The following is a 24,921-nucleotide window of genomic DNA, read 5'->3' as shown; positions in this document are numbered from 1 at the left end:
TTGCTTCCCTTTGGGGATTGGAGCGGGAGACGAGTCTCGAACTCGCGACCTCAACCTTGGCAAGGTTGCGCTCTACCAACTGAGCTACTCCCGCGTACAACTTTTTGCTGCCGGCCCGGCCAGTGCCATGCACGTTGCCGAACCCTTCGATAACCTGGAGCGGGAGACGAGTCTCGAACTCGCGACCTCAACCTTGGCAAGGTTGCGCTCTACCAACTGAGCTACTCCCGCAGGGTACTGCTTCAAAAACTTTTAAGGCATTTTATTTCGCAATTTTGCGCTATCACACAACATCTTGCGCCAAACCTGCCTTATCTCGCTGCTTTCGTTTGCGTCGTCAGCAACGAGAATGAGATTATGCAAAAAGCTCTTCTCTGCGTCAACACCTTTTTGGAATTTCTTTTCACTTCCGGGCGCCGGCACCCGCCACGACGCTGCTGCGCTCCCGGATCTGCGGCCAGGCTAGCTTCATGTAATAGATCATCGACCACAGCGTCAGCACCGCGGCCAGGTAGATCATCCACGTGCCCAGCACATAGGCGTCGAAGCCGAACAGCTGACCGCTGAACAGCAGCAGCGGGATCGCGATCATCTGCACTGTGGTCTTCAGCTTGCCGAGGAAGTTCACTGCCACGCTCTTGGACGCGCCGATCTGCGCCATCCACTCGCGCAGCGCCGAGATCGTGATCTCGCGGCCGATGATGACCAGCGCGATCAGGTCGGTGACCCGATCCAGCGCCAGCAGCGACAGCAGCGCGGCCGTCACCATCAGCTTGTCGGCGACCGGGTCCAGGAATGCGCCGAACGACGAGGTCTGGTTCCAGCGCCGCGCCAGGAAGCCGTCGAGCCAGTCCGTCACCGCGGCGATGATAAAGAACGCCGCCGCCGTCAGGTTCTTGGTGTGCATGGGAAGCCATGCGTCGGGCAGGTAGAACACGCCCACCACCAGGGGAATCATGGCGACACGAAGCCAGGTCAGCAGGATCGGAATATTGAAAGGCATGGAACTCGGGCGGCGGGGGAACGTGACCAATCCCGCGATTGTCGCCGATTTCGGGACCAATCGACCATCATTGGTCATTTTCCTGCCCGCGCCGGCAACGCCGCGGGTCAATGCAGCTGCCGGTAGATCTCCTCGGCCAGCCCGCGCGAGATGCCCTCGACGCTGGCCAGCTCGTCGATACTGGCGGCCATCACGCCGCGCAGGCCGCCGAAACGGGTCAGCAGCTTCTGCCGCCGGCGTGCGCCCACGCCTTCGATCTCTTCCAGCCGCGAGGTCGTGCGCGCCTTGGCCCGGCGCGCGCGCATGCCGGTGATGGCGAAGCGGTGGGCCTCGTCGCGGATCTGCGCCACCAGCATCAGCGCCGCGCTGCCCTGCCCCAGCTCCAGCGACGGCCGGCCGTCGGCGAACACCAGTGTCTCGAGGCCGACCTTGCGCCCCTCGCCCTTGGCCACGCCGACCAGCAGGCCGATATCCAGCCCCAGCTCCTCGAACACCTGGCGCGCCACCTCGACCTGGCCCTTGCCGCCGTCGATCAGCACTATCTGCGGCAGCAGCGCAGTGGCTTCGCTGCCTGCCTGCGCGCCGCCGTCTTCCTGCATCAGCTCGACCAGCTTCTGGTAGCGCCGCGTCAGCACCTGGCGCATGGCGGCATAGTCGTCACCGGGGATGATGTCCTGGATGTTGTAGCGGCGGTATTCGCTGTTCTGCATGTCATGGTGGTGGTACACCACGCACGACGCCTGCGTCGCCTCGCCGGCGGTATGGCTGATATCGAAGCACTCCGCCCGCAGCAGCGCCAGGTCTTCCAGATCCAGGCCGATGGTTTCCGCCAGCGCGCGCGTACGCCCCTCCTGGCTGCCCTGCTCGGCCAGCCGGCGCGACAGCGCCAGCGCCGCGCCCTGCTGCGCCATCTCCAGCCACACCTTGCGCTGGCCCTGCGGCTGGCGCACCAGCGTCACCTTGCGGCCGGCGTGCAGCGACAGCGCCTCCAGCACCGCGCCGTCGTCCGGCATATGGCTGACGACGATGATGGGGGGTGCGGATTGCTCCAGGTAGTGCTGCACCATGAAGGCGGACAACACCCGTGCGGCGATGCGCTCGACGGTGAGCGGTAGTGCAGCCTCGGCGGCGCCGGCTTCGTCCAGCGTGTCGCGCTGGTCGGCATCCTCGACGATCATCGCGGCCTCGTCGGCATGGGCCGGGAAATAGGCCTTGTCGCCGAGATGCCGCCCGCCGCGCACCATGGCCAGGTTGACGCAGGCGCGCCCGCCTTCCACCGCCACGGCCAGCACGTCGATATCGCGCGCCTGCCCGCCCACTTCCTCCACCGCCTGGCGCTTGAGCACGGTCGACAGCGCCGCGATCTGGTCCCGCACCGCGGCGGCCTGCTCGAACTCGAGCCGCTCGGCATGCTGCTCCATCTTGCCCTGCAGGCCTTCCAGCACTTCGGTCTGGCGGCCCTGCAGGAAGCGCGCCGCGTTGGCCACGTCACGCGCGTAGTCCTCTTCGCTGATGGCGTTGACGCACGGGCCCGTGCAGCGATGGATCTGGTGCAGCAGGCAAGGCCGGGTGCGGTTGTTGAAGACGGTGTCCTCGCAAGTGCGCAGCTGGAACACCTTCTGCAGGATCTGCATGCTCTCGCGCACCGCATAGGCGCTCGGGAACGGGCCGAAGTACTGGTGCTTGCGGTCGGTGGCGCCGCGGTAGTACGCCATGCGCGGGAAGCGGTGCCCGGTCAGCTTCAGGAACGGGTACGACTTGTCGTCGCGGAACAGGATGTTGTAGCGCGGCGCCAGCGCCTTGATCAGGTTGTTCTCGAGCAGCAACGCCTCGGCCTCGGTGCGCACCACCGTGGTCTCGATACGGGCGATGCGCGCGACCATCATCGCGATGCGCGGCGACAGCTGGGTCTTGGTGAAATAGCTCGAGACCCGCTTCTTCAGGTCGCGCGCCTTGCCGACATACAGCACATTGCCGGCGGCATCGAAATAGCGGTACACGCCGGGCAGGCCCGGCAGGCGCGAGATGACCGGCTTGGGGTCGAAGGGCTCCGGCGGCAATTCGCCCGGAGCGCCCGGAGCTTCGGCGGCGATCTCGGGCTGCACGTCAGCCGGAACGTCGGCCGGCGTTTCGGCCGCCACATCGGCCTCGGGTTTCGGTGAATCGGATTGCTGGTCGGACATTGGGGGACGGTGACCGCTACACGGCTCGCGCGCAACAAAGTGACGCGGCCTCTAAAATCGCAAGTTTAGAGCAATTCAGCGCGCGTCCCGCCCGCGCGCGCCTTTACCCGCCATGCCTATCCGCTCCTGGGACATCTTCTGCACCGTGATCGACAATTTCGGCGACATCGGCGTCTGCTGGCGGCTGGCCCGCCAGCTCGCGCAGGAGCACGGGCACGCAGTGCGGCTATGGGTCGATGACCTGGCGAGCTTCGCGCGGCTGGCGCCTGAACTCGATACCGGCGCCACCGTGCAGCGCCTGGCGGGCGTGGAAATTCGTCCGTGGCGGCCGGCAGGCCCGGGTGATGATAGCGACGTGGATGACACCGCCGGGGTGGCGCCACACGATGCCGTCATCGAAGCCTTCGCCTGCGAAGTGCCGCAAGCCTTCCTGGCCCGCATGGCCGCGCGCGACCCCAAGCCCGCCTGGATCAACCTGGAATACATGAGCGCCGAACAGTGGGTGCGGGAGCATCATGCGATGCCCTCGCCCCATCCGCGGCTGCCGCTGGTAAAGCACTTCTTCTTCCCCGGCTTCGAGCCCGGCACCGGCGGCCTGTTGCGGGAATCGATGCTGGGCGCGCAGCGCGCCGCCTTCCTTGGCGGAACAGCCGCCCAGGCTGCCTTGTGGCATCGGCTGAGCGTGACGCCCCGGCCCGACGCGCTGCGGGTGAGCCTGTTTGCCTACCGCAACCCGGCCCTGCCCGCGCTGCTGGAGCAATGGCGCGAAGGCGCCGAGACGGTCCATTGCCTGGTGCCCGCCGGCCTGGCTGCGGACCAGGTCGCCGAATGGCTGGGCGCGCCGCTGCGGATCGGCGACCCGGTGGAACGTGGCAGCCTGTGCGTGCAGCTGATCCCATTCGTACGCCAGGAGCACTTCGACGAACTGCTGTGGGCCTGCGACCTGAACTTCGTGCGGGGCGAGGACTCTTTCGTCCGCGCGCAGTGGGCAGCGCGGCCACTGGTCTGGCATATCTACCCGCAGGACGATGCGGCACACGAGGTCAAGCTCGATGCCTGGCTCGACCTGTTCCGCCAAAGCGGGGTGGCATCCGACGCCGCCGCTGCATTAACCGATTTCTGGCACGCGTGGAACGGCTATGGCGTTCCCGTCGACTGGCCACGCCTGCGAGCGCATCTGGAGGCACTTGCCGCAACCGCGCCGCGCTGGGAGCGGCGCTTGCAGCATCCCGGAGATCTTGCCGCCAACCTGGTGGCGTTTTGCGAAAATCAGGTAAAATAACCGGTTGATTCAAATGGCGACCGGGCCGGAGAACCGGGTCCTCTCCCATGCGTCGAACGCGGGGGCTGAAGACCTGAATGCAAGCTGAGCACGGGGTCGCGAGCGCGTGGGATACCGGCTTCGGCGGCTTTCGGTGGAGCATCTGCCCGACCGCAGCGGTAATGCCGGCAGCGCGCCTTCGCCATTCCAGATTCCTACTTTCTTATTCAGGAAAACAGTTCAGATGAAAATCGCACAGGAACTCCGCGTCGGTAACGTGTTCATGATCGGCGGCGATCCGATGGTCGTGCAGAAGGCCGAGTACAACAAGTCGGGCCGCAACGCAGCCGTGGTCAAGATGAAGTACAAGAACCTGCTGACCGACGCCCCGGGCGAGTCGGTGTTCAAGGCCGACGACAAGTTCGAAGTCGTGGTGCTGGAGCGCCGCGAGTGCACCTACTCGTACTTCGCCGACCCGATGTACGTGTTCATGGACGCCGACTACAACCAGTACGAAGTCGAGCAGGACAGCATGGGTGACTCGCTGAACTACCTCGAAGACGGCATGAACGTCGAAGTCGTGTTCTACAACGACAAGGCCATCTCGGTCGAAATGCCGACCACGCTGGTCCGCGAAATCGTCTACACCGAGCCGGCCGTCAAGGGCGACACCTCGTCGGGCAAGGTGCTCAAGGGCGCCAAGATCAACACCGGTTTCGAACTGCAAGTCCCGCTGTTCTGCAACATCGGCGACAAGATCGAAATCGACACCCGTACCGGCGAATACCGCAGCCGCGCCAACTAAGGCGCGCGCAAGGTCCCGGCTCGCACAGCGGGACCGGCAAGGAAAAAGGCAGCCTCGGCTGCCTTTTCTGTTTTTGTACGCCCGCGGATCAGGCGATCAGCTCGTACTCGCGCAGCGTGCGCAGCGCAGCGCGGTATTCGCCTTCGCCCTGCAGCTTGTTCCAGTCCATCGGCTTGCGGCGCGGGAACAGCTTGCGGACGCGGCGCTGCGAGGCCTTGTCGATGCCTGTGTCGAGTTCGGTCAGCAACTGGTCGGCGCGATCCGGGTGGTTGCAGATCAGCACCATGTCGCAGCCTGCCGCCAGCGCGGCGCGCGCGGCCTCGGTCACGTTGCCGGCCACGCTGGCGCCCTCCATGCTGAGGTCGTCGCTGAAAATCACGCCTTCGAAGCCCAGTTGCGCGCGCAGCACGTCCTGCAGCCAGTAGCGCGAGAAGCCGGCCGGATTCGGGTCGACCTTGGGATAGATCACGTGCGCCGGCATCACCGACGACAGGCCCAGGCCCAGCCATTCATACGGACGCGCGTCCTGTTCGAGGATCTCGTCCAGCGTACGTTCGTCGACCGGGATCGCCACGTGCGAGTCGGCTTCGACATAGCCGTGGCCGGGAAAGTGCTTGCCGCAGTTGCTCATGCCGGCCAGCAGCAGGCCGTGGTTGAGGTGGCCGGACAGCATCGTCACCACGCGCGGGTCGGCATGAAAGGCGCGGTCGCCGATCACGGCACTGCGCCCGTAGTCGAGGTCCAGCACCGGCGTGAAGCTGAAATCGATGTCGCAGGCGCGCAGCTCGGCCGCCAGCACATAGCCGCATGCCACCGCGGCGCGCGTGGCCGCCAGCACATCGCGGTCCCACAGCTCGCCCAGCCGATGCATCGCCGGCAGCTGGGTAAAGCCGTCGGTCTTGCAACGCTGCACACGGCCGCCTTCATGGTCGATGCAGATCAGCACGTCGTCGCGCACCGCGCGGATCGCGCGCGTCAGCGCCTGCAGCTGCGCGCGCGATTCGAAATTGCGCGCGAACAGGATCACGCCGCCGGTCAGCGGATGCGCGATGCGGCGCGCATCGTCGGTATCGAGCTGCTTGCCGACGACGTCGAGGACCACCGGGCCCGGCCGCTTGCCGGAGTTCTTCTTGGACATGGAAGTGGTTGGATTCACAAGGCTTTGGTTTGAGGAGCCGCCCCGCCGGTGCGCTCGGCAATGGCGAAGGCGACCGCATAGTCATGTTCGTCACTGACACTGACCCGCACGGTGAGACCGCGTTCCGCAAGCCATGCCGCCAGTTCGCCGTGGCATACCGGCGCAGGCTCGCCCGAAGGCAGGTTCATCAGCTCCATCGCGCGCCACGTCATCGGCCAGCGCATGCCCAGGCCGATCGCCTTGGAAAAGGCTTCCTTGGCGGCAAAGCGCGTGGACAGGAAGGCGAGTCCGCGCTTCTCGGAACGCGCCTTGCGCGCGTGGTACTTGGCCAGCTCGTTGGGTCCCAGCACCTTTTCCGCGAAGCGGCCGTGGGTGCGTTCCATCACGCCCTGCACGCGGGCGATCTGGATGATGTCGGTGCCGACGCCGTAGATCACGCCGGCGCGCCCGCGATGGGATAGCGCGTGCCCAGGCGCGCGGCCACCATGATGGCCTTCATCTCGCGCACCGCGTTCTGCCAGCCGACGAACACCGCATGCGCGACGATGGCATGGCCGATGTTCAGCTCCTTGATGCCGGGCAGCGCCGCGATGGGCTGGACATTGGTGTAGTGCAGGCCGTGTCCGGCGTTGACCACCAGCCCATGCTTCAGGCCTGCGTCGACACCCTCGGCGATGCGGCGGAATTCCGCCGCCTGCTGGTCGGGCGCATGCGCATCGGCATAAGCGCCGGTATGCAGCTCGATCACCGGCGCGCCACACGCGGCCGCGGCGGCGATCTGGTCGGGATCGGCATCGATGAACAGCGACACACGGATGCCGGCGCCGGCCAGCTGCGCGCAGGCGGCCTTGACCTGCTCGAAGCGCCCGGCCACGTCGAGGCCGCCTTCGGTGGTCACTTCTTCGCGGCGCTCGGGCACCAGGCACACGTCCTGCGGGCGGATCTCGCAGGCGATATCGAGCATCTCCTGCGTGATCGCGCATTCGAGGTTCATGCGCGTGGCCAGTTGCGGGCGCAGCGCGCGCACGTCGGCGTCGCGGATATGGCGGCGGTCTTCGCGCAGGTGCAGCGTGATCAGGTCGGCGCCGGCTTCCTCGGCCTGCAGCGCAGCCTGGATGGGGTCGGGATACACGGTGCCGCGCGCGTTGCGCAGCGTGGCGACGTGGTCGATATTGATGCCAAGGTCGATGACGCCCGGATTTGCGTGGAAGATCATGCGAGCAGGAGAGATTCGGATTGGAATGATTCGGTCACAGATACTGCAGGTCGATCAGTATCTGGCGCGTTTTCAGCGGTTCGCCTTGCAGATAATAATGCAGCAGGAAGCGCATCAGCGCCCGGCTTTGCGCCGCGGTCTGCGCGCGGCTGTAATCGTCCTGCGCCATGTCGAGCAGCGTCTGGCCCGACACCACCGGCCAGGACGAAGGGTCGCTCGGCTGGGCGCGGCGCACGCCGCGCTCGGGCTGGTAGACATAGTCGAGCCCCGGCTGCACGCGCTCGCCGGTGCTCAGGCACTGGTCGAAGGCCACGGCGAAGCCGGTGTCCTGCAGCAGCACACGCTCGAAGCTGCGCAGCACCAGCCCGGCGGGCTCGCCATGCGCCAGCCGCGTGAGCGTGGCCAGGTAATGGCGGAACAGCACGGGGTACGCATCTTCGCGCGGGCAGAAGCGCATCACCAGTTCGTTGAGATAGAACGCGGACAGCAGCGCATCGCCAGCCAGCGGCGGCATGCCGCCGACCCATTCGGCCTTGGTCAGCGTCTTGACCTCGCCGCGGCCGCTCCACGACACCGACACCGGATGGAAATGCTGCAGCACCGCGCGCAGCGCCGAATGCGGGCGCTTGGCGCCCTTGGCCACCATCGAGATGCGGCCATGGTCGCGCGTGAAGACATCGAGGATCAGGCTGGTCTCGCGATACGGCCAGGCATGCAGCACAAAGCCCGGCTGGTCGGCGACGCGCGATTCGGGCCGTGCCGGCACGATGCGCATGGCGCGGTCCATCATGGCGCGTGCCGCCGCCACATCGCCAACACCAGCCATGCCGGGCAGCGCCTTGCTGTCGAGCAGTTCGGCCGCCTCGTCCACCACCGGATCGGCGCGGCGGGCGCGGGGCGCCGGCGCGCGCGCGATGTCAGCCGTCTTGCTCAAGGGTCGCTCGCCTTTCGCTCGCAGTGCGCTCACTCGTAGCCGTAGGCCCGCAGTCCGGCTTCGTTGTCGGCCCAGCCGCTCTTCACCTTGATCCACATTTCAAGGTAGACCTTGCCGTCGAACAACTTCTCCATGTCGAGGCGCGCCTCGGTGGAGATCTGCTTGAGCTTGCTGCCCTTGTTGCCGATGATCATGGCCTTGTGCGCGTCGCGCTCGACCAGGATCGTGGCAAAGACGCGGCGCAGCCGGCCCTCGGTCTCGAACTTGTCGATGACCACGGTGCTGGTGTACGGCAGCTCGTCGCCGGTCCAGCGGAACACCTTCTCGCGGATGATTTCCGAGGCGAGGAAGCGCTCGCTGCGATCGGTCATCGCATCGGCGTCATACATCGGCTCGCCTTCCGGCAGGTAGGGCCGGATGATGTCGAACAGCCGCGCGATATGGTCGCGGGTCTTGGCCGACATCGGCACCACTTCGCGGAACGGGAACAGCTGCCCCATCTTTTCCAGGAAGGGCATCATCACTTCCGAGCGGTTCTCGCCGATGCGGTCGAGCTTGTTGGTCACCAGCAGCACCGGCGTGTTCTTCGGCAGCAGCGACAGCACCTTCTCGTCGTCGGCGCCGTAATAGCCGGCCTCGACCACGAACAGGATCAGGTCCACCGACGACAGCGTCGACGTGACCGCGCGGTTCAGCGAACGGTTCAGCGCGCTGGCGTGGCGGGTCTGGAATCCGGGCGTATCGACGAACACATACTGCGCGTCATCGGTGGTCTGGATGCCGACGATGCGGTGCCGCGTGGTCTGCGCCTTGCGCGAGGTGATGCTGATCTTCTGGCCGACCAGCGCGTTCATCAGCGTGGACTTGCCCACGTTGGGGCGGCCGACGATGGCCACGGTGCCGCAGCGGAACGCCGCGGCCGGGGTATCCGCCGCGTCTTGCTGCGGATGGTTAGATTCGGTCATTCCTTCAACCTGAGAGACAGCTGCGGGTCCTGCGGCTGGGGTTGCTTGCGGGTCTTGCCGGTGCGCTCGGCGCGGCTGCGCTTGAGCAGCTGCGGTACCAGCTTCTGGACTTCGTCCAGCGCCAGCTTGGCGGCGGCCTGCTCGGCGGCGCGCCGCGAGGCACCGGTGCCGAACACCCGGACTTCCAGTTTAGGCACCGTGCACTCGACTTCAAACTGCTGGCTGTGCGCGGCCCCGTGGGTGGCGATTACGTTATATTGCGGCAGCGCGATCTTGTGGCCCTGCAGGTATTCCTGCAGCAGGGTCTTGGCGTCCTTGCCGAGCGTACGCGGGTCCACCTGCTCCAGGATCGGGATATAGAGCTTGCGGATCAGCGCGCGCGCGGCCTCGAAGCCGGTATCGAGGAAGACCGCGCCAACAATGGCTTCGAGCGCGTCGGCGAGAATCGACGGACGGCGGAAACCGCCGCTCTTCAACTCGCCCTCGCCCAGGCGCAGCGTCTCGGACAGCTGCAGCATCTGGGCTATCTCATACAGGGCCTGCTGCTTGACCAGGTTGGCCCGCACGCGCGACAGGTCGCCTTCGTCGAGCTTGCCGAACATGCCATAGAGCATGTCCGCCACCGCGCAGTTGAGCACCGAATCGCCCAGAAACTCGAGGCGTTCGTTGTGCTGGGCGCTGTGGCTGCGGTGCGTCAGCGCCTGCTGCAGCAATTCTGGCTTGCTGAATCGGTAGCCGAGTCGTTGCTGCAAGGCGTCGAGGTTCATATCAATGCTGCGTTCCCGAATAGGTGATCAGAAGACTCAGTGGTCCGTAGACGGGCACTTCGGTCCGGTACGAAAAATCGACCGAGCGGATGTTGCCGTTATCGTCCTCGCGGACCAGCAGGTCTTCGCCCTTGACTGCGGCAATCCGGTCGATGGCTGCCTGTTTGTCGAAATACTCGACGACTTCACGTTTGTTGACTGCGCGCTGCTTCGCGAAGCTGGCGGCGCGCTTGACTGAAAAATACTCCACCAGGCTCGGGATCGAGCGTACGGCCGGCAAGGCCACGCCAATCACGAAGACCACGACCACCAGCAGCGTCCAGACGGAAAAACCGCCCGGCGCGCGGCGCCGTGGCCCGGCCTGCCTGTACTTCCGGCCTTGTTCTTTCCCCTTACCCTTCCCGGTCTGACCCATTTGCGCTTGCCCTCTGTTGTGTTGAGTGTTCTTGCGCCGCGCGGATTGGCTTATTTAAACGAGCCCACGCGTCCGAAATTGCCCAGGTTCATCCAGATGACAAAAGCCTTGCCGACGATATTCTCGTCCGGCACGAATCCCCAGTAGCGGGAGTCGAGGCTGTTGTCCCGGTTGTCGCCCATCACGAAATAGTGACCTGCAGGTACCTTACACGTCACACCCTGCTGATTGTAAGTGCAGTTTTCCCGGTAAGGGAAATCCGGGTCGGCGCCCGCCACGAACGCCGGCCGGTCGGCATCGTTAAGGATGCCATGGTCGACGCTGCCGGGCAGTTTTTCGCGGAAATGCTTGGAATACGCCAGGCGCTCTTCGTCCAGGAAATCCGGCAGCACCGTGTATTCGGCCGGCTTGCCATTGATGGTCAGCCGCTTGTTGAAATACTGCACCGTGTCGCCCGGCACGCCGATGACGCGCTTGATGTAATCGAGCGACTGGTCCTTCGGGTAGCGGAACACCATCACGTCGCCGCGCTGGGGCTCGCGCATGTCCATGATTTTCTTGTTCACCACCGGCAGGCGGATGCCGTATTCATACTTGTTGACCAGGATGAAGTCGCCGATCAGCAGCGTCGGGATCATCGAGCCCGACGGGATCTTGAACGGCTCGACCACGAACGAGCGCAGCACGAACACCGCCAGGATCACCGGGAAGAAGCTGGCCGAGTATTCCAGCCACCACGGCTGGCGCAGCTTTTCTTCGGCCAGGCGCTTGCGCGTGGCGTCGGCATCGGTCGCGCCAAAGCCGCCTTGCAGCGCCGCCTGGCGGGAATCGAATTCGGCCAGCGCCAGCCGCGCCGAGGCGCGGCGCTGCCGCTCGAACACGAGCTTGTCCGCGACCCACGCAACACCCGTAATCACCACCAGCACAAAAAGGATCAGTGCAAAATTCATGACGGCTTCTGGTTCTTGGAAATCCTGGTACAGCCTGTTCTGTTACGCGCACGGCAAACCGCTGCGCGTGGCATCGTGCTGCCGGTGCCTTACTTGTCGTCCACCTGCAGGATGGCCAGGAAGGCCTCCTGCGGGATCTCGACCGTACCCACCTGCTTCATGCGCTTCTTGCCGGCCTTCTGCTTTTCCAGCAGCTTCTTCTTGCGGCTGATATCGCCGCCGTAGCACTTGGCCAGCACGTTCTTGCGCAGCGCCTTTACGTTCTCGCGCGCGATGATATTCGAGCCGATCGCCGCCTGGATCGCCACGTCGTACATCTGGCGCGGAATGATCTCGCGCATCTTGGCTGCTACTTCGCGGCCGCGGTATTGCGAGTTGGAGCGGTGCACGATCACCGACAGCGCATCGACCTTGTCGCTGTTGATCAGGATATCGACCTTGACCACATCCGACGGGCGATATTCCTTGAACTCGTAGTCCATCGACGCATAGCCGCGCGAAACCGACTTCAGGCGGTCGAAAAAGTCCATCACGATTTCCGCCATCGGGATTTCGTAGGTCAGCTGCACCTGCTTGCCGTGGTAGCTCATGTTGATCTGCGTGCCGCGCTTCTGCGTGCACAGCGTGATCACCGAGCCGACATATTCCTGCGGCATGTACAGGTTGACCGTGACGATCGGTTCCAGGATCGCCTCGATCTTGCTCGGGTCCGGCATCTTCGCCGGATTTTCAACCGTGATCATGGTGCCGTCGCGCATCTCGACCTGGTACACCACCGTCGGCGCGGTCGTGATCAGGTCCATGTCGAACTCGCGCTCCAGGCGTTCCTGCACGATTTCCATGTGCAGCAGGCCCAGGAAGCCGCAGCGGAAGCCGAAGCCCAGCGCCTGCGACACTTCCGGCTCGAACATCAGCGAGGCGTCATTCAGCCGGAGCTTTTCCAGGGATTCGCGCAGCGCTTCATACTGGTTGGCTTCAACCGGATACAGGCCGGCAAACACCTGCGGCTTGACTTCCTTGAAACCCGGCAGCGGCGCCTCGGCCTTGCGCTGCACGGTGGTGATGGTGTCGCCCACCTTGGCGGCCTTCAGTTCCTTGATGCCGGCGATGACAAAGCCCACCTGGCCTGCGGTCAGCGAATCGCGCTGGATCGACTTGGGCGTGAACACGCCCACCTGCTCGACCAGGTGCTGCGCGCCGGTGGCCATCAGCAGGACCTTGTCCTTGGTGCGCAGCGTGCCGTTGACCACGCGCACCAGCATTACCACGCCGACATAGTTGTCGAACCAGGAATCGATGATCAGCGCCTGCAGCGGTGCGTCAGCATCGCCCTTGGGCGGCGGCACCTTGGCGATCAGGGCTTCGATCACGTCCTGCACGCCCTGGCCTGTCTTGGCCGAGCACGGCGTGGCATCCTGCGCGTCGATGCCGATGACGTCCTCGATCTCCTGGATCGCGTTCTCGGGGTCGGCCTGCGGCAGGTCGATCTTGTTCAGCACGGGCACCACTTCCACGCCCAGCTCGATCGCGGTGTAGCAGTTGGCCACGGTCTGCGCCTCGACGCCCTGCGAGGCGTCGACCACCAGCAGCGCGCCTTCGCAGGCGGACAGCGAGCGGCTGACTTCATAGCTGAAGTCGACGTGCCCCGGGGTATCAATCAGGTTCAGGTTGTAGACCTTGCCGTCGCGCGCCTTGTAAGACAGCGCGGCGGTCTGCGCCTTGATGGTGATGCCGCGCTCTTTCTCGATATCCATCGAGTCGAGGACCTGCGCTTCCATCTCCCGATCCGACAGCCCTCCACAGAGCTGAATGATCCGGTCGGCCAGGGTGGACTTCCCATGGTCGATGTGGGCAATGATCGAGAAATTACGGATATGGTCCATCTAGTGTTCAGGGGAGCGCCGGCAATAGGGCCCGGGCGGCAACAACGGTTCGTCGCAGTTCGAAAATGGCCCGGCGCCGCGCGCCGGCAGGCGTGCGCGGGCGTGCCGCAAAGGTCAGGGGCGCAATTTTTGCGCCAATCCGCAATTTTACCGGATTTTCAAAGGCTTCCGGGTCGCGAAATGGCCACGCTGTAAGCGTGCCAGGCGCAGTCAGCGGCTGGCGCGGGCGCCGCCGTGTGCCGCAAGCCACACCCGCACCGCGCCATCATCGAGGAAATAGTGACAAAGCTGCGCGGCACCGCTGTCGAGCGCCTCCGGTGGCCCTGGCATCAAGACCGGGACCAGTTCGCCGAAGCGGTCTTCCAGGCCGGCGTCGCTGTCGACATCCACCTCATGCAGCACGAAAGAAAAATCGCGCCGGAGCGACTCCAGCGCGACCTTCATGTCGTCGCACAGATGGCAGTATGCCCGGCCGTAGATCGTCAGAACGGGCATGCCATCGATGGGTAGCCGATCAGCGGTTGGCGGTGGCACCCGGGCGCAGCGTCAGCACCTGGGTGGCGTCGCCGCGCCGCACGAACACCGCAGCGATCCGGCTCTTGTCCAGCCCGCGCACCAGCTCGTTGAACTGACGCGCGTTGGTCACGTCGGTGTCGCCCAGGCGCAGGATGATGTCGCCCGGACGAATGCCGGCGCGCAGCGCAGGACCGTCGGCCAGCTCTACCTCGACGCCCGACTTGAGCTTGAGCTCCTTCAGGCGCGTGTCGGGCAGGTCGGTGACCACCAGCCCCAGCGCGTTCGGCTTGCTGGTCTGTGCGCTGTCTTCCTTGGGCGCCGCGCTGCGGCTGGCGCGCGCCTTGCCGTCCGGCTCCAGCTCGGCGACAGTGATGGTGACCTCCCGGGTCGCGCCCTTGCGCCACAACTGCAGCGGCACGCGCGCGCCCGGCTTGGTATCGCCGACCATGCGCGGCAGGTCCGAAGCGCGCTCGATATCGCGGCCGTTGAACTTCAGGATGATGTCGCCGGCCTCGATGCCGGCCTTCTCGGCGGGGCCGCCCGGCTCGACGCTGCCGACCAGTGCGCCGCGCGCACGGCCCAGTCCCAGCGAATCGGCCACTTCCTTGGTGACGTCGCCGATCGCCACCGCGATCCGGCCGCGGGTCACGCGGCCGGCGGTCTTGAGCTGCTCCGACACGCGCATCGCCTCGTCGATCGGGATCGCGAAGGAAATGCCCATGTAGCCGCCGCTGCGGCTGTAGATTTGCGAGTTGATGCCGATCACTTCGCCGCGCAGGTTAATCAGCGGGCCGCCCGAGTTGCCGGGGTTGACCGCCACGTCGGTCTGGATAAACGGCACATAGTCGCCGGTATCGCGCCCCTTGGCCGAAACAATGCCGGCAGTCACGCTGTTATCCAGCCCGAACGGCGAGCCGATGGCCAGCACCCACTCGCCGGCGCGGACTTTCTCCGAGTCGCCCAGCGGCAGGCGCGGCAGGTTGTTGGCATCGACCTTCAGCAGCGCCACGTCGGTACGCTTGTCCGAGCCGATCAGCTTCGCCTTGAACTCGCGTTTGTCCGGCAGCGTCACGTAAATGGTCTCGGCGTCCGCCACCACATGCGCGTTGGTCATCACATAACCATCGGCGCTGATGATGAAGCCCGAGCCCACGCCGCGGCTCTGCTCTTCCTGCTGCGGCGGCTGCGGCTGCCCGCGGCGAGGCGGCGTGCCCGGGGCCGGCGCGCCCGGCATGGGCACGCCAAAGAAGCGCCGGAAGAACTCGGCCATTTCATCGTCACCGGGGGCGCCGCCGCGTTGGCGCACGCGCTCGGTGGTGCGGATATTGACCACCGCGGGGCTGGCCTTTTCCACCAGGTCGGTGAAATCAGGCAGGTTGTAGCTGTTGGCGGCAGCCTGGGCGTGGCTGACTTCGGCCACGGTCGGGCCGAGCACCAACATGGCAGCCATGACCACGGCACGCGCCAGGGCTGGAGATCTGAAAGTCATCGACAACTCCCGGGATTCAGCGAAAGAAGAAAAACCGATACGATCCCGTGGCTGGGACCCCATGCGCAGGATTCATGGGCCGGCACCCGGAATGGGCATTCCGAGGCGCCGGCTGCACCCGCGTCAGGCTCAGTGTACCGCCTTGGGCTGCCGGTACTCTACGGCCGTCGCAAACTGGCGTACGGTGCTCGCCGGCACTTCGCCGACGACGGTAATCCAGTAATCGGCAATGCGGCGCACCACGACCTGGGTTGCGCCGAGCGCGGCCACGCCTTCGCGGCGCACGCGCTGCTCGGAAACCGGCTCGATGAACACCGACAGGCCGGTCAGCCCGTCACTGTAGACCACCTGCAGGACTTCGAAGACCTGGCCGCGGCTGTTGCCGGGCGCCGAGGCCCGCAGCTCGCCCAGCGGCCGCCGCACCTCGCGGATTTTCTGGAAACCCTTCAGCGGCACGGCGATCGTCCAGCCTTCGTCTGCAATGTTGGTCGGCTGGTAATTCACCTCGTAGTGGTTCCAGTTGCTGGCACTCTTGATGGCAGCAAGGATGCGCTGCTTTTCAGACGGCACCCCGATCTGGACTTGCGAGAACGCCACCTGCTCCAGCACCTTGCCGCCATCGCCAACGGTCTGCGCACGCATCAGCAAGCCGGAATTCTTTTCGGCCCACAGGCGCACCGCATAGCGAGCGGCATCGTGCGGCTCCAGCGCGAACACCTCGCAATCCATGCCGGCCACCCGCTCCGCGGGCATCCTGCGCATGTCGTAGAGCTCGAGCACATCGTTCTTGTTGGTGGCAAGCAGCGCCGGGAAGCGGTCCTTGGCTTCCTGCTTCTCCACCACCACGAGCTTGGCTTCCGGAATCAGGCTGTGCACGACGTCATTCTGGCGCAGCACCTCGCGCGGCTTGCCGTCCAGCGTTTCCAGGCGCTCGTACTCGTTGTTGACCAGGTCGCTGTAATGCTGGATGCGCGAAGCATGCATGACGCTGCCGCGCTGGTAGATCAGCGTGCCGACATAGTTCTCGCGTTGCGCGGCTTTGTGGATCTTGTTGAGCCAGGCGGTGGCGTCGCGTCGGTTCAGCGTACTGTCCGACGGCTGCGCGGTTGCCGCTGCAGCAGTCAGACACAAGGCCAGAAAAAGGGACCTACGCAGGGCCCCAATTCTCTGTGCGCCCGCTACATAGGCGGACGACCGTCCTTTATGCATGTCCGGCATTATTCCTGCGTATTTTCCTGAGAGAAGCTGGCGCCGTTGGCAACCGTGCGCATGGTCGGCACGAATGCATCCGTTGCCACCGACGTGCGATGGGCACGCAGGTATTCGTCGAGTCGCGGGTCGCGAATCATCTGGGTTTCGGCCACGGTGACGATGCCGGCGGCCGGCGCGGCTGCGGACGGTTCCGCGCGCGCCACCACGGCTTGGGGCGTGGCCAGGCCGGTGGGCCCGCGCATCTGCGGCACCACCACCCAACTGACCGCCGCGACGGCGGCCGCGATCGCGGTACCCGGCAAGGCGCGGCGCACCCACGACGGCCTGAACAGCAGGCGGTGGCGGGCGCTGGCTTGCGCCACGGCCGGCACCAGCACATGCGGCTCGGCCTCCAGGCGCGCGGAGAAGCGAGAGAGGAAATCGGCGGTGGAGCCAGCATGCGTCAGGTCTTCCGAGCGTAGCGCATCGCCGATCAACTGGTATGTGCTCCAGTCCACCATGCCGGCATCGCCTTTCGCGAGATCAAGCACGGCATCGACTTCGTGCGGCGCGAGTTCGCCATCCATCAGAACGGAGATCTGCTCCGCTGCTTCCACTACATGAACCGACTGCTTATGAGCCTGACCCATTTCCCACCCCAAGACATTCCATTGAACACCGATAATCCCGTCTACTGCTGTCGCTTATCGATGCAGGAATAGGCTGCAACGCTGGCCGCACGACATCGTTCTTTGCTACCGAACTACTACCACCACCGGAACCACTACCACCGCTTGCCCTCTGCCGTTCCCAGCAGCGGACGCAATCTTTCGGCAATCGCCTCGCGCGCACGGAAGATCCGCGAGCGCACCGTGCCGATCGGACATCCCATCGCCTCCGCGATTTCCTCATAGCTGAGGCCCTCGATCTCGCGCAGCGTGATGGCGGTCCGCAATTCCTCCGGCAGTGCTTCCATCGCGCGGTTCACCGTCTCGGCAACCTGGCGCGTATGGAGCATCGACTCCGGCGTATTGATATCCCTTAGTTGCTCACCGTCCGCAAAAGTTTCAGCCTCTTCCGCATCGATGTCGCTCGACGCTTCCGGGCGGCGGCCCTGGGTAGCCAGGTAGTTCTTGGCCGTATTGACGGCGATCCGGTACAGCCACGTGTAGAAGGCGGACTCCCCGCGAAACTGGGGCAAGGCGCGATATGCCTTGATAAAGGCATCCTGCGCCACATCCTCGACTTCGGCGGGGTCCCTCACCAGGCGCGAGATCAGGCGAATGATCTTCCGATGGTATTTGGTCACCAGAAGTTCAAAGGCCCGCTTGTCGCCCTGCTGGACGCGTTCAACTAGGAGCTGATCGGCTTCGCGTTCGCTCACGTATGGCTCACCTGCAGTGTATCTCTTGGTTTGGTCGTCACGACAAACGTTGTATTTTACCTACGATTCTCCGCCCGCCCCGTCGAGCAACGCGCATCCTGTGACCGTGAATTAACAATTTCGTTCCCTGGTGGCCGCATCGGGTTGCACCTGGAGTGCAACTCTGGCAGCGCGCTGCAACCGCCGCGAGAGTTCCGGCGACGCGGCTTGCCAGGGGAGGAAGACGGCACCCGGCAAGCCAGGCGCGCGGGAGGCCAGGCGCAAGACAGCGACGCCGCCCGCCTGCCAGAATCCGCTCACCACTACTTCGTGGCGGCTGGCGGATGCTTCAATACGGACTCGCAGCGGCCCTCTGCCGTCGGGTGCCGGCAGCAGCGCCGTGCAGCGCCAGCGCAAGGCACACGTCCATCGGCGCCAGCTGCGCACAATCACCACGCCGGTGGCGAAGGGCAGCGGAGCCAGCGCGCCATGCCACCACAGCATGCCGCCCGGGCTGGCGGCAACGGTGTCGGCCAGCGCGGACACGAGCAGCCCCACCGCAGCCGCTTCACCGGCGCAGAACACGAACAGGGCCCACCGCAACGGGTGGACCCTGTCCTGGCGCAGCCCGCGAAGGGCCCGCCTCAACCACGGATCAGACGCGGCGGAAGACAAGCGTGCCGTTGGTACCGCCGAAACCGAAGTTGTTCTTCACCGCAACGTCGATCTTCATCTCGCGCGCCGTGTTGGCCACGTAGTCCAGGTCGCATTCCGGATCCTGGTTGTCGATGTTGATCGTCGGCGGCGACACCTGGTTGTGCACGGCCAGCACGGTGAAGACCGATTCCAGGCCGCCGGCGCCGCCCAGCAGGTGGCCGGTCATCGACTTGGTCGAGTTCACCACCATCTTGTAGGCCTGGTCGCCGAACGCTGCCTTGATGGCATCGGATTCGTTCTTGTCGCCGAGCGGCGTCGAGGTGCCATGCGCGTTCAGGTAATGCACCTGGTCCGCGTTGATGCCTGCGTCCTTCAGCGCGTTGACCATGCAGCGGCGCGGGCCGTCCATGTTCGGCGCGGTCATGTGGAACGCATCGCCGCTCATGCCGAAGCCGATCAGCTCGGCATAGATGCGCGCGCCGCGCGCCTTGGCCGACTCGTACTCTTCCAGCATCATCACACCGGCGCCCTCGCCCAGCACGAAGCCGTCGCGGTCCTTGTCCCACGGGCGCGAGGCTGCGGCCGGATCGTCGTTGCGGGTCGACAGCGCGCGGGCCGCGGCGAAGCCGCCGATACCCAGCGGCGACACCGTCGACTCGGCGCCGCCTGCCAGCATGGCGTCGGCGTCGCCCGCCTGGATCAGGCGCGCGGCCAGGCCGATGCTGTGCAGGCCGGTCGTGCACGCGGTCACGGCAGCCAGGTTCGGGCCCTTGATGCCGTGGATGATCGACAGGTGGCCAGCGATCATGTTGATGATCGAGCCCGGCACGAAGAACGGCGAAATGCGGCGCGGACCGCGCTCGGTCAGCACCGCCTTGGTCTCTTCGATCATCGGCAGGCCGCCGATGCCCGAGCCGACCAGTACGCCGATACGCTCGGCGTTGGCTTCGGTCACTTCCAGGCCGCTGTCCTTCAGGGCCTGCGTACCCGCGGCGATGCCGTAATGGATAAAGGTATCCATATTGCGGGCTTCCTTGGCCGGGATGTAATCCTCGGCATTGAAGCCCTTCACTTCACCGGCGAAATGCACGGAAAGCGCGGAGTGATCGAATTTGGTGATGGTGGCGATGCCGGACTTGCCGGCTACCAGGTTGGCCCAGCCTTCGGCAACCGTGTTTCCGACCGGAGACACAAGGCCAAGCCCAGTGACGACGACGCGACGACGGCTCACTATGTTTTCCTACGGGTGCGTGAAGAGGCAACGGAACGACGGATCAGCCTGCCGCCGGGCCACGGGCGCGGCGTACAGGCGCATTCCATTCTGCGTCTTCGAACAGACGAAAGCCACAGAAAACAGCAAGGCATGGCCGCGACGGCCCGCCCACCTGCCTTCTGTGGCTCGGAATTCAGATACGACGGGCTCAGGCCTTGACGTGCGCGGTGGCGTAGTCGATAGCCTGTTGCACGGTCGTGATCTTTTCGGCTTCCTCATCGGGAATTTCCATGCCGAATTCATCTTCCAACGCCATCACGAGTTCAACCGTGTCCAGCGAGTCCGCACCGAGGTCGTTCACGAACGAGGATTCGTTCTTGATGTCTGCCTCGGCCACGCCAAGCTGTTCTGCCACGATTTTCTTGACGCGTTGTTCGATATTGTCCATGTAACCCTCCAGGGAAGTTCGACAAAAAGTGGGCGCATTTTAGCAGGTTTGGGACGACAGAAATGCCGCCTGCCAAGCTTTGCAAGAATCGCGCCCGTTTGGTTCGGAAAACTACGACTTCACTACGGCTTCAGGCGGCTTCTTCCGGCTTCTCGCCGGAAAAGCGCCACCCAAAAAGCCGATTAATTCATGTACATCCCGCCATTCACATGCAGCGTGGTGCCGGTGATGTAGGCGGCTTGCGGACCGGCCAGGAAGGCCACCGCGTTGGCGATATCCTCGGGCTGCCCCAGGCGGCCCAGCGGAATCTGCTGCTTGAGCGAAGCATGCTGCTCTTCGGACAGCGCCTTGGTCATGTCGGTATCAATGAAACCCGGCGCAACGCAGTTGACGGTCACGTTGCGGCTGCCGATCTCGGCGGCCAGCGAGCGGGTCATGCCGGCCACGCCGGCCTTGGCGGCCGAGTAGTTCATCTGGCCGGGGTTGCCGACCGAGCCGACCACCGAAGTGATATTGATGATACGGCCCTGGCGCGCCTTCATCATCGGGCGCAGCACCGCGCGCGACAGGCGGAATACCGAGGTCAGGTTGGTCTGGATGACCGCGACCCAGTCCTCGTCCTTCATCCGCATCGCCAGCTGGTCCTGCGTGATACCGGCATTGTTGACCAGCACGCCGATGCCGCCGTGGGTCTTCACGATCTCATCGATCAGGGCATCGCAAGCGGCCGCGTCATTGACGTTCAGCACCGCGCCCTTGCCCTTCAGGCCTTCGGCGCCGAGGTATTCGGTGATGCCGGCGGCGCCGGACTCGCTGGTGGCGGTGCCGATCACGGTGGCGCCCTGGCGGGCAAGTTCCAGCGCGATGGCGCGGCCGATGCCGCGCGAGGCGCCGGTGACCAGCGCAACCTGGTTATCGAGAAGTTTGGTCATGCAGAATGTCCTTTCGTGCTCTTTTGTCCTGGACTGACTACCTGGGCTGACTTCGCTGCGCTTACTTCAGCAGGGCCAGCGTGTCCTGCAGCGAGGCCGGATCGAAGATCGCGCCGCCGGTCAGGTTGCCGTCGATGCGCTTGGTCATGCCGGCCAGCACCTTGCCCGGGCCGCATTCGATCACATGGGTGACACCCTCGGCAGCCATCTTCTGCACGCACTCGACCCAGCGCACCGGCGCCGCGGCCTGGCGCACCAGCGCGTCCTTGATCGCTTCCGGATCATTGACGATCGCAACGTCAACGTTGTTCACCAGCGGGATCGACGGCGACGCGAACGCCAGCCCGGCCATCCGCTCGCGCAGGCGGTCCGAAGCGGGCTTGAGCAGCGACGAATGGAACGGCGCCGACACCGGCAGCGGCAGCGCGCGCTTGGCGCCCTTGGCCTTGGCGATCTCGCATGCCTTCTCGACCGCGCCCTTGTGGCCGGCGATCACGACCTGCGACGGGGCGTTGAAGTTGACGGCTTCGACCACGCCGGCGGCAGCCGCTTCGGCGCACGCGGCGCGGACGTCGTCATCGGACAGGCCCAGGATTGCGGCCATGCCGCCCTCGCCCACCGGCACGGCTTCCTGCATGGCCTGCGCGCGGAAACGCACCAGCGGCACCGCGTCGGCAAACGGGATCACGCCCGCGGCCACCAGCGCCGAGTACTCGCCCAGGCTGTGGCCGGCCACCAGGGCCGGAGCCGGGCCGCCTGCGTCCAGCCACGCGCGGTAGACCGCCACGGCTGCGGTCAGCATCACCGGCTGGGTATTGGTGGTCAGGTTCAGTTCTTCAGCGGGGCCATCGGCGATCAAGCGGCCGAGATCCTGGCCCAGCGCGGCCGAGGCTTCTTCCACGGTGGCGCGCACGACGGCGTTATCCGCAAAGGCATTGAGCATGCCGACCGACTGCGAACCCTGGCCGGGAAATACGAAAGCGAATTTCATCGGATTGGAACCCTTTATGGAACGGGAAGCTGGCGCGGCGGCGCGCGGCATTGGCGCGCACCGGGCACCGGCTGCGAATTACATGCGCAGCAGCACCGCGCCCCAGGTGAAGCCGCCGCCGACGCCTTCCATCAGCACGGTCTGGCCCGGGCGGATGCGGCCGTCGCGCACGGCGACGTCGAGCGCCAGCGGGATCGACGCGGCCGAAGTATTGCCGTGCTCGTGCACGGTGGCGACCATGCGCTCGGCGGGCAGGCCCAGCTTCTTGGCCGTGCCCTGCATGATGCGGATATTGGCCTGGTGCGGAATCAGCCAGTCGATTTGCTCAGGCTGCATGGCCGCCAGTTCCATGGCTTCGCGCGCGACCTTGTCGAGCACGTTCACGGCAAGCTTGAACACAGCCTGGCCATCCATCTGCAGGAAGGCGTTGCCGGTGATATTGCCGCCCGAGACATTGCCGGGCACGCACAGGATGTCGACGTGGCTGCCGTCCGCGTGCATGGCGCTCGACAGGATGCCAGGCTCTTCAGAAGCGGTCAGCACCACTGCGCCGGCGCCGTCGCCGAACAGCACGCAGGTGGTACGGTCGTTGAAATCCAGAATGCGCGAGAACACTTCAGTACCGATCACCAGCACGTTGCGGTGCGAGCCGCTGCGGATGAACTTGTCGGCCGTGGCCAGCGCATAGACAAAGCCCGAGCACACCGCCTGCAGGTCGAATGCCGCGCAGTGGTTAGTGATGCCCAGCTTTTCCTGCACCATGCAGGCGGCGCTGGGGAAGACGAAGTCCGGCGTAGACGTGGCGACGATGATCAGGTCGATGCTCTGCCGGTCGATGCCGGCGGCCTCGATGGCCCGCTCGGCGGCCTTGACCGCCAGGTCGCTGCTGGTCACGTCGGGCTCGGCCCAGTGGCGCGCCGAGATGCCGCTGCGCGAGACGATCCACTCGTCGCTGGTCTCGATGCCCTTTTCGGCAAGCTGCGCCGCCAGATCATGGTTGGTCACGCGCCGCGGGGGCAAGTAGCTCCCGGTACCGATGATTTTTGCGTACTTGGTCATGTAGTGTCGGATCGTATGGACCGCAGTTCCCGCCGGCTGGTGCGCAAGGCGCTCAAGCGGGGTGGGTACTGGGATGCGCGCTGGGCGCGTCTGTCTCCGGGGCGGCCAGCGCCACGCCAGCGGCGCTGGACTTATCGGCGAAAGCCCGTGCGATACGGGGAATCACGCCATTCTTGGCGGCATCATACCCGCGTTTGATTGCCCACTCAAAAGAATGGGCATCGGCCGAACCGTGGCTCTTGATCACCAGGCCGCGCAGGCCCAGCAGCGACGCACCATTGTAGCGCGCCGGGTCAAGCCGCTTGGCGAGCCGCGACAGCACCGGCATGGCCACCGCCGCGAGCAGCTTGGTGAACCACGAGCGGGTGAATTCTTCCTTGATCATGCCGCCGATCATCTTGGCGAGGCCCTCGGTGCTCTTGAGCGCCACATTGCCGACAAAGCCGTCGCAGACGACGATATCGGTCGTTCCCTTGAAGATGTCGTTGCCTTCCACGTTGCCGTAGAAATTGAGCTCGGAAGCACGCAGCAGTTCGCCGGCGCGCTTGACCACCTCGTTGCCCTTGATGACTTCCTCGCCGATGTTCAGCAGGCCGACGGTCGGGCGGTCCTTGTGGTCCACCACGGCGACCATGGCCTCGGCCATGCGGGCGAACTGCAGCAGGTGTTCGGGCTCGCAGTCCGCGTTGGCGCCGAGGTCCAGCACGGTGGTGCCCCAGCCTTCCTGGTTCGGGATGGTGGTGGCAATGGCCGGCCGCTCGATGCCCTCGAGCGTTTTCAGCACATAGCGCGACACCGCCATCAGCGCGCCGGTATTGCCGGCGGAGATGCAGGCACCGGCGTGGCCTTCCTTGACCTGGGTGACGGCCACGCGCATCGAAGAATCCTTCTTCTTGCGCAGCGCCACCTCGACCGGGTCATCCATGGTGATGACTTCGGTGGCCTCGACGATGCTCACACGCGGATGATCGAGCGCATGCAGCTTTTTCAGCTGCGCCCGGATGGCGTCCGGCAGGCCCACCAGCACCATTTCGGCATCGTCGTAGCGGGATAGAAAACTGATCGCCGCGGGCACGGTCACGGACACGCCGTGGTCGCCGCCCATGCAGTCGATAGCGATTTTGATCGTCATTGTTCCTGGTACGGATAGCGCGGCAGCGCACACCACGCCCGGCGGTTGTCCCGAGCGCCCAACAAAAAAGCGGCAACGATCTTGCCGCTTTTTTGTGTCTGACCGTCTTGTGTCCGACTTACAGGCATGCGCGAGCGAGACGCAATGTCACGCCACGAAGCTATCAGTCGTTCTTGGTCTTGATGACCTTGCGGCCACGGTAGTAGCCGTTCGGGCTGACGTGGTGACGCAGGTGGGTTTCGCCGGTGGTCGGCTCGACGGCCAGCGGGGCGACCGTCAGGTGGTCGTGCGAACGATGCATGCCGCGCTTGGACGGCGACTTCTTGTTCTGTTGAACAGCCATGATGACTCCTTCGAGAATTTTTCAATATTAACACACGCATCCCGCCCAAGGCGTAGCCGGGGCCCGG

General features: G+C 65.1%; 26 protein-coding genes and 2 tRNA genes. 2 read left to right on the top strand and 26 right to left on the bottom strand.

The window, feature by feature from the left end; translation table 11 throughout:
* Positions 1-18 precede the first annotated feature (18 nt).
* The 4 genes from E1J61_RS18800 to uvrC form a co-directional block, all read right to left on the bottom strand.
* Positions 19-94: transfer RNA gene (locus E1J61_RS18800), tRNA-Gly, on the bottom strand.
* Between the two features lie 61 nt (positions 95-155).
* Positions 156-231 (bottom strand) — tRNA-Gly (locus E1J61_RS18795).
* A gap of 172 nt (positions 232-403) precedes the next feature.
* Positions 404-1,003, bottom strand: coding sequence for a CDP-diacylglycerol--glycerol-3-phosphate 3-phosphatidyltransferase (gene pgsA, locus E1J61_RS18790; protein ID WP_133095547.1), 600 nt, complete (start codon positions 1,001-1,003; stop codon positions 404-406).
* Positions 1,004-1,110: 107 nt separating this feature from the next.
* Complete coding sequence (gene uvrC / locus E1J61_RS18785; RefSeq protein ID WP_133095546.1) at positions 1,111-3,186, bottom strand: excinuclease ABC subunit UvrC; 2,076 nt, start codon at positions 3,184-3,186, stop codon at positions 1,111-1,113.
* A gap of 112 nt (positions 3,187-3,298) precedes the next feature.
* Between uvrC and earP the strand changes: the two genes are divergently transcribed.
* Positions 3,299-4,468: an elongation factor P maturation arginine rhamnosyltransferase EarP gene (gene earP, locus E1J61_RS18780; RefSeq protein WP_133095545.1), complete on the top strand. Its 1,170-nt coding sequence runs from the start codon at positions 3,299-3,301 to the stop codon at positions 4,466-4,468.
* A gap of 223 nt (positions 4,469-4,691) precedes the next feature.
* The gene (gene efp, locus E1J61_RS18775; RefSeq protein ID WP_133095544.1) at positions 4,692-5,252 is read left to right on the top strand and encodes an elongation factor P; all 561 of its coding nucleotides are present in this window, start codon (positions 4,692-4,694) and stop codon (positions 5,250-5,252) included.
* 88 nt (positions 5,253-5,340) lie between these two features.
* Here the strand turns inward: efp and nagZ are convergent, their stop codons facing one another.
* From nagZ to rpmF, 22 genes are all read right to left on the bottom strand, one after another.
* Positions 5,341-6,390: a beta-N-acetylhexosaminidase gene (gene nagZ / locus E1J61_RS18770; RefSeq protein ID WP_133095543.1), complete on the bottom strand. Its 1,050-nt coding sequence runs from the start codon at positions 6,388-6,390 to the stop codon at positions 5,341-5,343.
* A gap of 14 nt (positions 6,391-6,404) precedes the next feature.
* A complete protein-coding gene (acpS, locus tag E1J61_RS18765) occupies positions 6,405-6,827 on the bottom strand; it encodes a holo-ACP synthase (RefSeq protein ID WP_133095542.1) in 423 nt (140 codons plus the stop codon).
* The gene (gene pdxJ, locus E1J61_RS18760) at positions 6,824-7,606 is read right to left on the bottom strand and encodes a pyridoxine 5'-phosphate synthase (RefSeq protein WP_133095541.1); all 783 of its coding nucleotides are present in this window, start codon (positions 7,604-7,606) and stop codon (positions 6,824-6,826) included. Before pdxJ ends, acpS begins: the two co-directional genes overlap by 4 nt.
* Before the next feature lie 34 nt (positions 7,607-7,640).
* Positions 7,641-8,540 (bottom strand): DNA repair protein RecO, encoded by a 900-nt coding sequence (recO, locus tag E1J61_RS18755; RefSeq protein WP_133095540.1) that lies wholly within the window; start codon positions 8,538-8,540, stop codon positions 7,641-7,643.
* Positions 8,541-8,569: 29 nt separating this feature from the next.
* A complete protein-coding gene (gene era, locus E1J61_RS18750; RefSeq protein ID WP_133095539.1) occupies positions 8,570-9,505 on the bottom strand; it encodes a GTPase Era in 936 nt (311 codons plus the stop codon).
* Entirely contained in the window at positions 9,502-10,272 is a 771-nt protein-coding gene (gene rnc / locus E1J61_RS18745) for a ribonuclease III (RefSeq protein WP_133095538.1), read from the bottom strand. Before rnc ends, era begins: the two co-directional genes overlap by 4 nt.
* A gap of 1 nt (position 10,273) precedes the next feature.
* Entirely contained in the window at positions 10,274-10,687 is a 414-nt protein-coding gene (locus E1J61_RS18740; RefSeq protein ID WP_133095537.1) for a DUF4845 domain-containing protein, read from the bottom strand.
* Positions 10,688-10,737: 50 nt separating this feature from the next.
* Positions 10,738-11,637 carry a signal peptidase I gene (gene lepB, locus E1J61_RS18735; protein ID WP_029046313.1) on the bottom strand — a complete coding sequence of 300 codons (900 nt, stop codon included), beginning with the start codon at positions 11,635-11,637 and terminating at the stop codon, positions 10,738-10,740.
* 89 nt (positions 11,638-11,726) lie between these two features.
* Complete coding sequence (gene lepA / locus E1J61_RS18730; RefSeq protein WP_133095536.1) at positions 11,727-13,520, bottom strand: translation elongation factor 4; 1,794 nt, start codon at positions 13,518-13,520, stop codon at positions 11,727-11,729.
* Between the two features lie 210 nt (positions 13,521-13,730).
* Positions 13,731-14,015 carry a glutaredoxin family protein gene (locus E1J61_RS18725; protein ID WP_133095535.1) on the bottom strand — a complete coding sequence of 95 codons (285 nt, stop codon included), beginning with the start codon at positions 14,013-14,015 and terminating at the stop codon, positions 13,731-13,733.
* Positions 14,016-14,034: 19 nt separating this feature from the next.
* Positions 14,035-15,525 carry a DegQ family serine endoprotease gene (locus E1J61_RS18720; protein WP_133095534.1) on the bottom strand — a complete coding sequence of 497 codons (1,491 nt, stop codon included), beginning with the start codon at positions 15,523-15,525 and terminating at the stop codon, positions 14,035-14,037.
* Positions 15,526-15,654: 129 nt separating this feature from the next.
* The gene (locus tag E1J61_RS18715; protein WP_133095533.1) at positions 15,655-16,734 is read right to left on the bottom strand and encodes a MucB/RseB C-terminal domain-containing protein; all 1,080 of its coding nucleotides are present in this window, start codon (positions 16,732-16,734) and stop codon (positions 15,655-15,657) included.
* 8 nt (positions 16,735-16,742) lie between these two features.
* Positions 16,743-17,366 (bottom strand): sigma-E factor negative regulatory protein, encoded by a 624-nt coding sequence (locus tag E1J61_RS18710; protein ID WP_133095532.1) that lies wholly within the window; start codon positions 17,364-17,366, stop codon positions 16,743-16,745.
* 134 nt (positions 17,367-17,500) lie between these two features.
* Entirely contained in the window at positions 17,501-18,100 is a 600-nt protein-coding gene (gene rpoE / locus E1J61_RS18705; RefSeq protein WP_012353313.1) for an RNA polymerase sigma factor RpoE, read from the bottom strand.
* A 111-nt stretch (positions 18,101-18,211) separates the two neighbouring features.
* The gene (locus E1J61_RS18700) at positions 18,212-18,682 is read right to left on the bottom strand and encodes a hypothetical protein (protein ID WP_243736922.1); all 471 of its coding nucleotides are present in this window, start codon (positions 18,680-18,682) and stop codon (positions 18,212-18,214) included.
* A gap of 52 nt (positions 18,683-18,734) precedes the next feature.
* Positions 18,735-19,967, bottom strand: a complete 1,233-nt coding sequence (gene fabF / locus E1J61_RS18695; RefSeq protein WP_063238294.1) for a beta-ketoacyl-ACP synthase II — start codon at positions 19,965-19,967, stop codon at positions 18,735-18,737.
* Positions 19,968-20,157: 190 nt separating this feature from the next.
* Complete coding sequence (gene acpP / locus E1J61_RS18690) at positions 20,158-20,397, bottom strand: acyl carrier protein (protein WP_008644813.1); 240 nt, start codon at positions 20,395-20,397, stop codon at positions 20,158-20,160.
* Positions 20,398-20,579: 182 nt separating this feature from the next.
* Positions 20,580-21,329 carry a 3-oxoacyl-ACP reductase FabG gene (gene fabG / locus E1J61_RS18685; RefSeq protein WP_133095531.1) on the bottom strand — a complete coding sequence of 250 codons (750 nt, stop codon included), beginning with the start codon at positions 21,327-21,329 and terminating at the stop codon, positions 20,580-20,582.
* A 61-nt stretch (positions 21,330-21,390) separates the two neighbouring features.
* Positions 21,391-22,320, bottom strand: coding sequence for an ACP S-malonyltransferase (fabD, locus tag E1J61_RS18680; protein ID WP_133095530.1), 930 nt, complete (start codon positions 22,318-22,320; stop codon positions 21,391-21,393).
* A 78-nt stretch (positions 22,321-22,398) separates the two neighbouring features.
* A complete protein-coding gene (locus tag E1J61_RS18675; RefSeq protein WP_133095529.1) occupies positions 22,399-23,379 on the bottom strand; it encodes a beta-ketoacyl-ACP synthase III in 981 nt (326 codons plus the stop codon).
* 52 nt (positions 23,380-23,431) lie between these two features.
* A complete protein-coding gene (gene plsX / locus E1J61_RS18670) occupies positions 23,432-24,511 on the bottom strand; it encodes a phosphate acyltransferase PlsX (RefSeq protein ID WP_133095528.1) in 1,080 nt (359 codons plus the stop codon).
* Between the two features lie 163 nt (positions 24,512-24,674).
* Complete coding sequence (gene rpmF, locus E1J61_RS18665; protein WP_029046300.1) at positions 24,675-24,854, bottom strand: 50S ribosomal protein L32; 180 nt, start codon at positions 24,852-24,854, stop codon at positions 24,675-24,677.
* Between the last annotated feature and the right edge of the window lie 67 nt (positions 24,855-24,921).

The organism is Cupriavidus sp. L7L (assembly GCF_004353535.1).
In the GTDB taxonomy this organism is placed as follows: Bacteria; Pseudomonadota; Gammaproteobacteria; order Burkholderiales; family Burkholderiaceae; genus Cupriavidus; species Cupriavidus oxalaticus_A.
The sequence above is the reverse complement of the archived record's forward strand: the minus strand, read 5'-3'. Positions and strand labels throughout refer to the sequence as shown.

Excerpts from the sequence above, each read along its gene's own strand:
- pgsA (WP_133095547.1), bottom strand. The coding sequence starts at position 1,003 with ATGCCTTTCAATATTCCGATCCTGCTGACCTGGCTTCGTGTCGCCATG.
- uvrC (WP_133095546.1), bottom strand. The coding sequence starts at position 3,186 with ATGTCCGACCAGCAATCCGATTCACCGAAACCCGAGGCCGATGTGGCG.
- earP (WP_133095545.1), top strand. The coding sequence starts at position 3,299 with ATGCCTATCCGCTCCTGGGACATCTTCTGCACCGTGATCGACAATTTC.
- efp (WP_133095544.1), top strand. The coding sequence starts at position 4,692 with ATGAAAATCGCACAGGAACTCCGCGTCGGTAACGTGTTCATGATCGGC.
- nagZ (WP_133095543.1), bottom strand. The coding sequence starts at position 6,390 with ATGTCCAAGAAGAACTCCGGCAAGCGGCCGGGCCCGGTGGTCCTCGAC.
- pdxJ (WP_133095541.1), bottom strand. The coding sequence starts at position 7,606 with ATGATCTTCCACGCAAATCCGGGCGTCATCGACCTTGGCATCAATATC.
- era (WP_133095539.1), bottom strand. The coding sequence starts at position 9,505 with ATGACCGAATCTAACCATCCGCAGCAAGACGCGGCGGATACCCCGGCC.
- rnc (WP_133095538.1), bottom strand. The coding sequence starts at position 10,272 with ATGAACCTCGACGCCTTGCAGCAACGACTCGGCTACCGATTCAGCAAG.
- E1J61_RS18740 (WP_133095537.1), bottom strand. The coding sequence starts at position 10,687 with ATGGGTCAGACCGGGAAGGGTAAGGGGAAAGAACAAGGCCGGAAGTAC.
- lepB (WP_029046313.1), bottom strand. The coding sequence starts at position 11,637 with ATGAATTTTGCACTGATCCTTTTTGTGCTGGTGGTGATTACGGGTGTT.
- lepA (WP_133095536.1), bottom strand. The coding sequence starts at position 13,520 with ATGGACCATATCCGTAATTTCTCGATCATTGCCCACATCGACCATGGG.
- E1J61_RS18725 (WP_133095535.1), bottom strand. The coding sequence starts at position 14,015 with ATGCCCGTTCTGACGATCTACGGCCGGGCATACTGCCATCTGTGCGAC.
- E1J61_RS18720 (WP_133095534.1), bottom strand. The coding sequence starts at position 15,525 with ATGACTTTCAGATCTCCAGCCCTGGCGCGTGCCGTGGTCATGGCTGCC.
- E1J61_RS18715 (WP_133095533.1), bottom strand. The coding sequence starts at position 16,734 with ATGCATAAAGGACGGTCGTCCGCCTATGTAGCGGGCGCACAGAGAATT.
- E1J61_RS18710 (WP_133095532.1), bottom strand. The coding sequence starts at position 17,366 with ATGGGTCAGGCTCATAAGCAGTCGGTTCATGTAGTGGAAGCAGCGGAG.
- acpP (WP_008644813.1), bottom strand. The coding sequence starts at position 20,397 with ATGGACAATATCGAACAACGCGTCAAGAAAATCGTGGCAGAACAGCTT.
- fabG (WP_133095531.1), bottom strand. The coding sequence starts at position 21,329 with ATGACCAAACTTCTCGATAACCAGGTTGCGCTGGTCACCGGCGCCTCG.
- fabD (WP_133095530.1), bottom strand. The coding sequence starts at position 22,320 with ATGAAATTCGCTTTCGTATTTCCCGGCCAGGGTTCGCAGTCGGTCGGC.
- E1J61_RS18675 (WP_133095529.1), bottom strand. The coding sequence starts at position 23,379 with ATGACCAAGTACGCAAAAATCATCGGTACCGGGAGCTACTTGCCCCCG.
- plsX (WP_133095528.1), bottom strand. The coding sequence starts at position 24,511 with ATGACGATCAAAATCGCTATCGACTGCATGGGCGGCGACCACGGCGTG.
- rpmF (WP_029046300.1), bottom strand. The coding sequence starts at position 24,854 with ATGGCTGTTCAACAGAACAAGAAGTCGCCGTCCAAGCGCGGCATGCAT.